This window comes from Vibrio sp. S17_S38 (assembly GCF_014694375.1).
GTDB lineage: Bacteria > Pseudomonadota > Gammaproteobacteria > Enterobacterales > Vibrionaceae > Vibrio.
On record NZ_JAAUWW010000035.1, the window covers coordinates 1 to 10,823 of the forward strand.

Below are 10,823 nucleotides of genomic sequence, written 5' to 3' on the forward strand. Positions count from 1 at the left end.
AGCTGGAATATTAGAAATTAGCAATAGCTGAGCAAATAAGTGGATCAATATTAAAACGGTGAATTTTTAAAAAAGTGGATCAGATTTCAACTGGTGTTGACACTAACGCTTTGCTACGCTTACGACTATCGCGTGTTCTCTGCGCTGCTGATTTAGGATTATCGACTTTAGGACGCCCAATCTTTACGATGGTTATCGACATAATGTTACTCACTCACATAAATGTTATGGTTATTGTAAGCACAAAAAACAGGCAGTGGGTGCGGTGACTGGAATTGAGGCGAAAAAAGAATATTTATATGAAAAAACTTGTAAGTTTATTTTTTAAGCAAAGAGCAAAAACAACGCAGAGTAAATTAGATATTATAATTGATAGATTTTCTCATTTAGATATTGATGGACTTGAAGATTTGCAGAGATTAATCATGAGGCCAATTCAAAGTCATCATATGAGAGAAAATGTATACCTGTTAGACCAACACCCAAGTAAGTTACTTGACTTTTCTCCAGAGGACTTTGGTATTAAATATATCCCATCAATGGAATGCACTTTCATTCGTTTTTTTTATGAATTAGTTCCAAAAATTGAAAGTAAAAACATACCATTAGCACATCTTGGGAGAGATATTGTTTTACCTACCCCCTGGTCACCGGAAAGAACATCTAGACTTTTAGGTGTACTAGGAAATAAAGAGGAATGGGCTCCTGATTTAAATCACAACTTACAATGGTGCTATCCATTTAATATTTTTTTAGTTATAAGTGGTAATCACTCCATCACACAAGGCATTATCCGAAGCTCAGGTAATATTAAACCTAGATACGGTTACGACTTTTCTATTTTATATCAATATATTGAGTTTGATGGATATAGCTGGATTGATATCAAAACGGGTCAAAAGATAGGTGAACCTAGATATATGGAGCTAGGGTATATATATGAGATTGGCCGAATAATATTTGAAAAGTCGGCACCTAAGTTAGAGCAAAAACATTAGGTGCCTGAACAACTATTCGTAACGGTTTGCTACTTCAAGTAATTGTTCTGAAAAATTGAAAAGGTCATCAACGCATTCAATTGGATGACGAGTTTCTTTTTTATCTTCACCCAGTAAACCTAAATACATTTGCTTTGAGTTGAAGTGTAAGCGACATAAAGGTTTGCGGTTATTATCGTCAAGTAAAACACCGAAATAGCTTTGAGTGTCACGAGCACAAATTCGAGACACTTCAAACTTTTGACGTAGAATAGCTTTAACGATGTTGAATCCATCTAATTCTTCTTCGGTAGTCACTACTTTAGAGTCTTTAGTTTCAAGATCATCTAGCTGCTCTGGTTCAGCATTAGGCATTTCAGATGTTGAGCTTGAACGGGAATCCGAACCTATAGCAGACTGTAGACGGGCATTAATACTGTCATTCAAAAATTGTTTTAATGCTTTCTGTGTTAGCTCAAGGAATTGAGCTTTTACTTTTGGTGTTTGAACACCGTCATATACTTTTGACGTAAAGAATTTAACAAAGTCTTCTTCTGGATTTGCAAATTGCTCAGATAAAACTTTTTTAATTTGGCTGAGATATTTTAGTTCTCCTGCTGCATCAACAACAGAATCAACATCAAAAGAGGTCTTAGTTAATTTTTTCACCTCTGGAATAATATGATCATCCAATGAGTCTAAGTCCATAACAAGAAATGGTTTTTCATCCATCTTATTTGGTGCATCTAAATCAGTGAAAAATTGATATTGATTGCCATTAGTTAAAATTGCAATTCGAGCATTGGTTACTGAAAAGTACCTAAAGAGTTGTCCCGCATGCTTTGTTGATAGCTTCTCTCCAAATTTTTTGCACTCAATTAAAATCTGAACTTCACCATCTTTCATCAACGCATAATCAACTTTTTCACCTTTTTTAGTCGCTGTATCTGCTGTGAATTCAGGAACAACTTCAGTTGGATCAAATACATCATATCCTAGAACCGAGTGTAAAAATGGCATTATCAGGGCATTTTTTGTCGCTTCTTCAGTAGTTAGGGTCGAAGATACCTGTTCTGACTTTTTAGCCAGTGCTTGTAAACGTTCAATGAAATCCATGTGTTACTCCTATATTTATAATTTCTTACAAGTTGCAATAGAATACTCGAACAAATGCAAAAAACAAAAAAAGCCCACCTAAAAAAAGTGGGCTAATTAACATATTTATGATCAAAGACTTAATTTTTATCGATTAATTCCGACGATTGAGAGCCTAATACCAGTCCAAAGGCATAGGCTACAAAGAACGGAGCAACCAAATAAGTCATAGCGACAACGTGAAATGGTGACTTTTCCTCTTTCTTGATTCTGGTGAAATACACATCCATACCAAGAACAACAGACCAGGATAAACACCAAAGTACAATTAGGAATTCAATCATGCTTTAGCCTCTAGTTTGGCTTGTTCTGTGCCGTTCATACCTCGATTGAGTTGAGCCTGCTTACCTGCTGCCATGCCATGCCAGACCAGTAAGCATCACCTGCGCCACCACGAGCATATTTCTCTGAAGCTTCACGGGTTTTAGTCGTCTTCAAATCTGGGTGTTTGGATTCCATATATTCTGTTAGCTGTTGAGATTCTTGTTCAGACAATGCAAAAGCATTGACTTTACCCTGAACGCTAGCGACCCAAGCTTCACAGAAGATGTCTGCACGAGCGGTTTTCGTACTGCGTTTAATTCGTTTGTTTTGGCTCGCTATGTAGTCTTTACGAGCACGAATTAATTGACGTTCTAGCACTTGATAGGCGTATTGTGCAATTTCAGGACGTTCGTTGTGACCTGTGAAATTGACAAAATAAGCTTCTTCAATCCAACTCCAAGTAAAATGGGGCTGACATCCAAAAGCCTTGGCAATAATAGCCGTTAATGAAGCAAAATAATTGGCAGGTTTACGTGCTTTAAACTTAGATTTAATGCTGACACAATCAATATCGCTAAGCTCAGGGCTTTCATGCGATAAACCATGTTGTTGCATTAATGCTTGAGCGCGAGACATAGCCGCAGCTGCTTCATGCTCGTTAGCAGATTGAGCAAGACGCAGTAACTTTTTGATTTTATCAATAGCTTTATTGCTCATTCTTTTCTCCTTTTATCTTCAATTGAAGAGCTTTCACTTTTCCTAAGCAGCAGTGCTTGAGCTTCTTGCCTGATTTGCATACACAAGGCTTATTACGGTTACGGGGCTTAACGAGTAGTTGAATCAATTCTTGTAGCTGATCGTCACTAATATCATTGATTGAGAATTCAGATTTACTAGGTTGTATAATTTCTGGGTTAATTATTTCCACTTTAAATACCTTTAAATTAACGTTGAAATAAGGTTTTTACTGAATTCAGGCAAAGCGAAGCCAAAGCGGGAACGCGTGGAGCGTCGCTTGCCTGTATTTAATAAATTAATGGTTGGTGCTAACTGCTTATTGCAAGCAGCGTGTTTGGATTAGATTTAGATGGTTAAAGCGTCGCAATATCAAGCGAGATATTTACCATCTTGCCTTGCTCATCACGCTCTTTGAAACGCAGGTAAGGCTTGGTGGATGCAACTAACATCGAATCACTAATCGCTTTCATAGCATTGAGCCAGCGAATATCATCTATCGCAATGCGTCGCAGTGATAGGATACGGCCCGTGTTTAGGTTTCCTTCTTTATCCACATCAAAGGCATCATTTACTACTACTTTTAGGTTGTCGTTAGCGCCTTCTGACCAATCACTCAAGCATTCGTCAATTAGCTCTTTGGCTACTTGCAATTCAGGGCCAAAGACTAAAGTGCTTTGTACGCTGATTTGTACCTGGGTTGAGCCATCGTAACTTGAGAACGTCACATTGCCTTTTTCACCGCCTAACTTGCGATCATACTTTTCACCAAGTAACTCTAAGAAAGCGTGGCATTCTGCAAATGAATCAGCTTTAAACTTGCGTAGCATTTCTTGTTGCTCGCGAGCCTTGTTCGCTAGAAACTTAACAAAAGCGTCCATTTCTAAGTCATGTGCTTCAACTAGGTTCTCAGGCACTAAACGGCCTTTACGGTCTTTCATGTAGCCAGCTGGTACGGTTGTTTGAGTCGTCATGTTGTATCTCCTAATTTTAAAATGCTGGATTGTGTTGCTTTAAATATTGGTTAATCGATTGGTGCGCTATATCTCGCGCTCCGTAGGCGATCACTGCGGTGAGTGATTCCACCTGAGTTAATGCTTCAGCTCGGCAATCGCTAATAAAGAACTCGCCTAAGCCGTTGCGGTTATTTGGATCAAAACGAACCGTGACTTCAATTTTGATTTTCTGATTTTGCTCTCTTCTTACTTTGCCCATCATGCCTCCCAACACACAATGCTGTTATTTACCTTTACGGCTCGCATGTGTTGTTCGATGCCTTGACTGCGCAGTGTGATGTCGAACTTAGTCAGTGATTCGTCAATCAGTAGAGGGCAATTACTCACGACAAACTCACCTTTGCCCATTGCTCTACGGCGTTCAACTCGACCACCGTGTAACCATACAAATTCATCTGTTAGCATGCGATTCATAGCGCGGCTCCTCTTAGTTGTAAGTAATCAACATAGGTTTGAGTTGGCAACCCAAATGGCAGGTGCATGAGTCGGCACATAGGTGTAAAACGTCGGAACTCTGCATCGACTTCTGGATTAAGAGTACGCGCGGCAATACGAATCTTTTTGCTACAGTTTTTGCAATAGTCACCTGACATTGACCAACGGCGTGTCGGTGTTCCACAGTCTTTGCATAACTCTTTATATGACACATTGGTTAAACAAACGACCGCGGCTCTGTTTTCAAAACGTAGATCTTTAATGACGCCAAACTTGCGTAAAATAGTGCCTGAACACTTCACACCAGATAAGGTCAACTCATCAGAATGTTGTAGTAATGAGTGCAATGTGCATGGTTGATGCTTTTCAATGAGAGCAACAACGATGTCTATTTGAGGGTTCTTCTTCGCCATAATTACGCTCCGATACTTTCCATTAAGTAATGATGTGCAGCCACTAAGTGCTTAGGAGTAAGGGCTTCTTGATTCTTTGAGGCTGACGAACTGGCTAGCATGATCATGTCTGCAAGAGTGCGTATTTGCCCTGTGGTTTTAGGAATGATGCTCCATGCCGTTTTGTGCATTTCACTATCGGTAATTCCCCAAGCCATCATGTAGTTTTGAATGTCGCCTTTTGATGCTGTTTTAATGCACGTTGGGCGAATCATTCGACTCCAAATAGGATTCATGTTGACCTGTGAGCGAACCGCGCTCATTCGTGTGCGCACCACATCATTACCCAACAGGAACACACCACATTTATGCTCTGCTAGTATGCGAAGACCATTTAATACGTTGTCTGATAGGTATTGAGCTTCATCAATAATGATTAAACCGTTAGAACCTTTAAGCGCATCTTCTAAAGCTTTATTCATTCGAGCCGCTGTCATACCAGAGGTTTTTACTCCTACGCGATCACATAGTTCTGAAAGAATAGCGCGAGCGGATTTACAAAAGTCAGACGCTGTTACTATCCATACATTGTTATGTTTGCGTTGGTATTCCTCTGCGGTCACCGTTTTACCAATACCTGAACCTTCATAAACCATTGACCAACGGCGCATCGTGCGAGCCATATCCATTAGCTTCCAAATGGTTTGGGAGGTTGGGAGCGGTAAAAAGTCTGGCTCTTTCAACACATTATTAAACTCTTCAAGCTGGGTATTACGTGTTTTCAACCACGTTTCAAGCTTGTTTAATTGTGTTTGAGTGTCGCCAGTGTAAGGCTTGTTATTCAGCAGCTTGCTTAGAATGGCTTCACCAACACCTGACTCCTTTGAAATTTGGCGGTTACTTAAACCTTCGCTGTCTCGCACCTTTAGCACTTGTGGAATAATTGTGTTCATTTGCTTCTCCCATAATTTTCCATCAAGGCGTCTAAATCCATTGATGGTTCAAAATCACTTCCGACGGCTTTTTTAGCTGAAAATAAGCCGTCAAAATCACTGCTATTTTGTTGATTAATTATCATCTGGTGTTGTTCGGCTGTTCTTGGTAGTTCTGGTGTCATTTCAGTAATGTTTGGCACCATGCCACCTAATGGCTCAGGCTTATCTTTGCTCCGGCTTAAGGCCACAAGTTCTTCACTTGAAAGGTCAACCATTTGCTCAGCAAGCCATTCAGCATGTTCCACTGATTCGGTTTGTAATAATTGCTGGCGACGTGCTGCGCCTAAATCATCAAATGCTGCATCGGCATATAATGGAATTTCACCAATAAACTCACCGTGTTCGCTGTAGGCATAAACGACTTTGGTTAAGTCATACGGGTTAAACCGTAAATGCACTTGCTGGCCGATGAACTGATAAAGAACCTTGCTTTGATAGCGGTTGGTCAAGTGCTTGCTATAGCGACCTGCATTTAGCTCAACTAAACCACCTTGATGCACTTTGATACCTTTACGAGTTCTATGCAGACATAGGCGTAACTGTGTTGTGGTTGGTTTGCGAACTTGTGCCTGGCTGTAGCTTTTTTCAAACACTTGCGAGTAACTTAAAATACCGCGAGCCATTTCAGTTCGACGTTGCTCTTGGTTGTTCCAGTCTTGAACCCACTGAGCAAATAGCTCAACCACTAACTCAACAGGAACGGTGGTCTCACCGTAGTTTGCAGGTTTGCTGGTGGCTGACTCGCCTGCATAAGCACCACGAAAAGCTGGATGACGTTCAAATTGACCGATACCTGCTCGTGAGTGGAAAAGGCGCTCGACAGGTTTTGCGCGTGCGTTACCTTTGCGGCCTACGTTGTCATCTTCAACACGAGTCCAGTTCACCTTGGAACCTAGCGCGGTGATCGCACCTTCAATTTCAGCATTATCAAACTTCTTATGAACGAGTTTACCTTTGCCCGAAGATTTAGGACGTGCAGTTCTACCTGTCATCGCTTCACTTAGCGCAACCGAGCCTCGGTCTAAATCAATGGCTTCAGGGATGCCAAACTTGGACACCATGTTGTACAGCGCAATGCCGAGCATTTCTGTGTTTTCAGTGATATCGATGGAATAGCCCACAATCATTGAGCTGTAGACATCTTGGAACACCCACACCGTAGGGCGAATAATCGAACCATCTTCCAAGTGACAACGAATACGGAATTCGTGGCCATCACCTGATACGCGTTGCATGGCGTACATGCCTGAGCGAGAACGACGTTGAGCAGGCACTAAGGTTTGCTTAGCTGCAAATCGACCACCACGACAATAAACCTGTAACTCGTATGGAATGTCTTGCGTGACACGATTGCGAACAGTATCAACACAAGGAACTTCCCATCCATTCGCCTCGGCTGCTTTCTTCATGCGGTAATAGCACTCCGTTACTGTTGGTTGTTCAGGACTTAAATAATCAGCCTTAAACATTGACCAGGCTTCTGGTGAAAATTTAGCGATACGTGAAGGTGCAACACCTTTCTTATCTAACAAGGCTGGTAACCAATCTTCAACGGGGATGCGGTTAGTTTGTAGACCAGGCTTGTTATAGAACCAACACACCAAGGTGGAGTATTTTTCATTCGCCTCGCTAGCCACTTGCGTCATGGCTTTGCGCATACTCATACCACCATCGACATAAGCCTTAACTTGCATGCACAAGGCATACTTTTGACGCGTTAAATCTTTCTTTTTGTCTTTGGCTTCATCAAATTCCATCCAAAGCTCGTCAGAAACAGGTGTTACGACTTGGCGAACCTGACGAGTTTGTTCAATTTGTTCTGCTTTTTGTTTTGCGACACCACGTAATAGGTGCAAGCGTGTTTGTTCTGGCAAGCAATCAATGTGGTACTCAAATGCTTTTGAGCCTTGGCGCTTTTGTTTAAACGCTTTATCTACCTTTGAAAGCTGAATGCGAACATTACGCTCGTTATTTGGCATTCCTGGTAAACCAGCAAGTTCCTTTACTGTCGAAAACATTAGGCCACCTCATCATCTAAATAACGACTTGGCCAAATATCACTAGGCTCAAGACCTAGTTCATCGGCAATGATGCGTTCAACTCTCTCATACGGTGATTTCCATACCGCGCCGAAAGTGGATGGGGCTAAGTCATATTTAGACGCAAGTTCTTTCATTGACTTAAAACCCTTTTGTTTTAATGCAGCCTGAATAAAGCCAGTACGGATATCGCCATACTTGTTACGCATGTTGAACATAGTGATCTCCTCTGCGTCTTTTAGTACACTGCATAGTTGGGCAACTAGTAGACGCACTAAGTAACGCTTTAGTTTTTCTCTTAATGTGTGAACTAGTATTGATCGCAATGTCAGACAAATCAAGTCTAATATTGCGATCCTTTTCTCGTTTGAGTGATTTTCAAACAAATACTTCCGAAGGTTAAATAAAATCAATGGCTTATAAAGAATCGGATCAAGTGGCAAAAATTACCAAAAACGATCCTTTTGTCGAAGATGGAAAAGGATCTATAAAAGAAAGAATTAGAGCGTTATTAAAAGGCCGAACAACACGAGAAGCGGCTAAAGATTGGGATATTCCGCTATCAACACTTGGCACTTATTTATCTCGAGGAACAATGCCATCAGTAGATAAGGCGTTCAACATAGCGAACAAGGAAGGGGTAAGTTTAGAATGGTTAGTCACTGGCAATAATAATCAACCCAATTTAACGCCCATCAATAAAGACGTCGTAGAAATTCTTCAATATGACTTCAAGGCTAGTGCTGGTGCAGGATGCTTGGTTGTTTCAGAAAACCCTGTAGCGAAATTTGAGTTCTCTAAAGAATGGCTAGTTAAACAAAGCCTGTATGGCAAGCATTTGACCATAGTGCCTGTGTTTGGTGACTCTATGGAACCAACGCTAATGGATGAGGACTTAATGCTGGTGGAGGTCATAGAAGACCCTAAACAGCTAAATGATGGTATTTATGTGTTCAGGATTGATGACTCGATATTAGTAAAGCGCTTGCAGTTTGATTTCGCGATGAGAGGCTATCATGCCACTAGTGATAATAGTGCATACAAGCCATTCTTTATTGGTGAAGAGTTTGAGGGCCGCTTTCAAATCTTAGGCCGTATGGCTCGTGTATTGCAGCGCGCCAAGCGTTAGTTTTAACTGTTTTAATTTATAATTAGAAAAGCCTTAAAATGACCTGATTTATTAAAAGGATCATAATTAAGGCTAAATCTCTCTCTTTCCTTTATATATCAATGCTTCGGCACTGTATAACTCATTCTCTCTTTTGTATTAACTTATAAATCTATCTTTCAATAATTAGGCCACTTACATGAAAGTATTAAAAAATAAATTACGTCACTTTGATAAGCTTCGTAGAAAATATACGCACGTTTTAGAGCAATGGTTATACAACAGATTAAATAATACAAGCAGCCTAAATCATCATTTATTAACGCCTGATCAGGTCAAAACCGTTCTCGTTTTAAGGAACAATAAACGTATTGGCAATATGTATTTTATGCTTCCTTTTATTCATGCATTAAAAGCAGCTTACCCCAGTGCTAATATAGACTTGATGGTAAACAAGCCTTCGCAAATACAAGTTTTTGATAACCTAGGTTTAACTCAAATATTCGCATCTCAATTTAGTTTTAAAGCATTCATCAACTATGCCAAATTAATGTTACGCCTCCGTAAAAACACTTACGATATGATCATAATGCCTTATCGATCGACAACCGATACTATCACTGCAGCAATATTGAGCGGGAAAAATAAAATTGCTTTTGCACATGATCTACATGCATCAATCTTTAATCACAGCGTAAAAATGCCGAATAGACATCCTCATTTGGCCTTATCTTCTTTAGCTTTACTAACCCAGCTAGGACACCCGACAATAACGACTAATGCCCAATTACAATTAACAAAAAAAGAAAGGCAGCATGGGAAATATGAAATAGGCAATTTAACCCAATATGGTCAACTATGTATTACTTTCTTTCGTGGTGCTAGAGGCAAAAAAATCATCTCCGACTTAGCTTGGAGAAAAATAATGATCGAATTTGAGCATGCTTCAGATAAGAATATAAAGTGGATCGAAATATTAAGCCCAGATATTTCCACCCCATTACTCGCTGGAGGAGCGACTTATCAAACTGCAAATTTACGTCACTTAGGAGCAACTTTAGCTTGTTCCGATCTCTTTATTTGTGGAGACACCGGTCCATTACATTTAGCCAATGCTTCCGGCGCTCAGTGTGTAGGGTTATTTAATCATACATCCCCTCTAATATATGGTTGTTTAAATCCTAATAACCTCAATATTACTCATATTAACAACCTTAATGCGGAGTCTATTTTGAAACACTTTCAATTAACCTTAAGTCAGCCTAACTTAAAGAAAGCCGGATAAATAAACTACTTTTAGTAAATTGATTTGTTGAGAAAAATGGGTATTGTAAAGGCTGATAAATACATAATAAATGGTATCAAAATGCACTCTAAATATTCAAGTTGTACTATTAGAGCAATAAGACTCGAAGACAACCATGCCATTGCCCAAGTTATTCGAGATGTCTCCGCCGAGCATGGCTTAACAGCTGACAAAGGTTATAGCGTTGCAGATCCTACTTTAGATACTTTATTTGAAGTATATGCTGCTGCTCAATCTCAATATTGGGTGTTAGTTGATGTTAACGATAATGTTGTTGGTGGCGCAGGGATCGCTCCCTTAGCTGTCAACACCAGTTGAAATCTGATCCACTTTTTTAAAAATTCACCGTTTTAATATTGATCCACTTATTTGCTCAGCTATTGCTAATTTCTAATATTCCA

At 40.0% G+C, this 10,823-nt stretch carries 16 protein-coding genes; 4 read left to right on the plus strand and 12 right to left on the minus strand.

Annotation, left to right across the window (positions count from 1 at the left end; all coding sequences use genetic code 11):
• Positions 1 to 79: 79 nt before the first annotated feature.
• Positions 80 to 202, minus strand: coding sequence for a hypothetical protein (locus HC725_RS16835; RefSeq protein ID WP_274601411.1), 123 nt, complete (start codon positions 200 to 202; stop codon positions 80 to 82).
• A gap of 97 nt (positions 203 to 299) precedes the next feature.
• Here HC725_RS16835 and HC725_RS16210 point away from each other — a divergent pair, with 97 nt between their 5' ends.
• A complete protein-coding gene (locus HC725_RS16210) occupies positions 300 to 998 on the plus strand; it encodes a DUF6710 family protein (protein ID WP_190332902.1) in 699 nt (232 codons plus the stop codon).
• Between the two features lie 12 nt (positions 999 to 1,010).
• Here the strand turns inward: HC725_RS16210 and HC725_RS16215 are convergent, their stop codons facing one another.
• The 11 genes from HC725_RS16215 to HC725_RS16265 all read right to left on the minus strand — a co-directional run bounded on the left by HC725_RS16215 (position 1,011) and on the right by HC725_RS16265 (position 8,226).
• Positions 1,011 to 2,093, minus strand: coding sequence for a type I restriction endonuclease (locus HC725_RS16215; protein ID WP_190332903.1), 1,083 nt, complete (start codon positions 2,091 to 2,093; stop codon positions 1,011 to 1,013).
• A gap of 119 nt (positions 2,094 to 2,212) precedes the next feature.
• Complete coding sequence (locus HC725_RS16220) at positions 2,213 to 2,416, minus strand: hypothetical protein (protein ID WP_190332904.1); 204 nt, start codon at positions 2,414 to 2,416, stop codon at positions 2,213 to 2,215.
• Between the two features lie 34 nt (positions 2,417 to 2,450).
• Positions 2,451 to 3,113, minus strand: a complete 663-nt coding sequence (locus tag HC725_RS16225) for a DUF2786 domain-containing protein (protein WP_238928560.1) — start codon at positions 3,111 to 3,113, stop codon at positions 2,451 to 2,453.
• Positions 3,103 to 3,324 (minus strand): SEC-C metal-binding domain-containing protein, encoded by a 222-nt coding sequence (locus tag HC725_RS16875; protein ID WP_190332905.1) that lies wholly within the window; start codon positions 3,322 to 3,324, stop codon positions 3,103 to 3,105. Before HC725_RS16875 ends, HC725_RS16225 begins: the two co-directional genes overlap by 11 nt.
• A 163-nt stretch (positions 3,325 to 3,487) precedes the next feature.
• Positions 3,488 to 4,105, minus strand: a complete 618-nt coding sequence (locus HC725_RS16235; protein ID WP_203219087.1) for a DUF3164 family protein — start codon at positions 4,103 to 4,105, stop codon at positions 3,488 to 3,490.
• A 16-nt stretch (positions 4,106 to 4,121) separates the two neighbouring features.
• Positions 4,122 to 4,349 carry a hypothetical protein gene (locus tag HC725_RS16240; RefSeq protein WP_190332906.1) on the minus strand — a complete coding sequence of 76 codons (228 nt, stop codon included), beginning with the start codon at positions 4,347 to 4,349 and terminating at the stop codon, positions 4,122 to 4,124.
• Positions 4,346 to 4,561, minus strand: coding sequence for a hypothetical protein (locus HC725_RS16245; RefSeq protein ID WP_190332907.1), 216 nt, complete (start codon positions 4,559 to 4,561; stop codon positions 4,346 to 4,348). The genes HC725_RS16240 and HC725_RS16245 overlap by 4 nt, the downstream gene beginning before the upstream one ends.
• A complete protein-coding gene (locus HC725_RS16250; protein ID WP_190332908.1) occupies positions 4,558 to 4,995 on the minus strand; it encodes a hypothetical protein in 438 nt (145 codons plus the stop codon). Before HC725_RS16250 ends, HC725_RS16245 begins: the two co-directional genes overlap by 4 nt.
• A 2-nt stretch (positions 4,996 to 4,997) precedes the next feature.
• The gene (locus HC725_RS16255; RefSeq protein WP_190332909.1) at positions 4,998 to 5,927 is read right to left on the minus strand and encodes an AAA family ATPase; all 930 of its coding nucleotides are present in this window, start codon (positions 5,925 to 5,927) and stop codon (positions 4,998 to 5,000) included.
• On the minus strand, positions 5,924 to 7,987 hold the full coding sequence (locus HC725_RS16260; protein ID WP_190332910.1) for a transposase domain-containing protein: 2,064 nt from the start codon (positions 7,985 to 7,987) through the stop codon (positions 5,924 to 5,926). Before HC725_RS16260 ends, HC725_RS16255 begins: the two co-directional genes overlap by 4 nt.
• Positions 7,987 to 8,226 carry a helix-turn-helix domain-containing protein gene (locus HC725_RS16265; protein WP_203219088.1) on the minus strand — a complete coding sequence of 80 codons (240 nt, stop codon included), beginning with the start codon at positions 8,224 to 8,226 and terminating at the stop codon, positions 7,987 to 7,989. The genes HC725_RS16260 and HC725_RS16265 overlap by 1 nt, the downstream gene beginning before the upstream one ends.
• 194 nt (positions 8,227 to 8,420) lie before the next feature.
• Between HC725_RS16265 and HC725_RS16270 the strand changes: the two genes are divergently transcribed.
• The 3 genes from HC725_RS16270 (at position 8,421) to HC725_RS16280 (ending at position 10,740) form a co-directional block, all read left to right on the plus strand.
• The gene (locus tag HC725_RS16270; RefSeq protein ID WP_190332911.1) at positions 8,421 to 9,137 is read left to right on the plus strand and encodes a LexA family transcriptional regulator; all 717 of its coding nucleotides are present in this window, start codon (positions 8,421 to 8,423) and stop codon (positions 9,135 to 9,137) included.
• 178 nt (positions 9,138 to 9,315) lie between these two features.
• Entirely contained in the window at positions 9,316 to 10,401 is a 1,086-nt protein-coding gene (locus tag HC725_RS16275; protein WP_190332912.1) for a glycosyltransferase family 9 protein, read from the plus strand.
• A gap of 81 nt (positions 10,402 to 10,482) precedes the next feature.
• Positions 10,483 to 10,740 (plus strand): hypothetical protein, encoded by a 258-nt coding sequence (locus HC725_RS16280; protein ID WP_203219089.1) that lies wholly within the window; start codon positions 10,483 to 10,485, stop codon positions 10,738 to 10,740.
• The last annotated feature ends 83 nt before the right edge of the window (positions 10,741 to 10,823 follow it).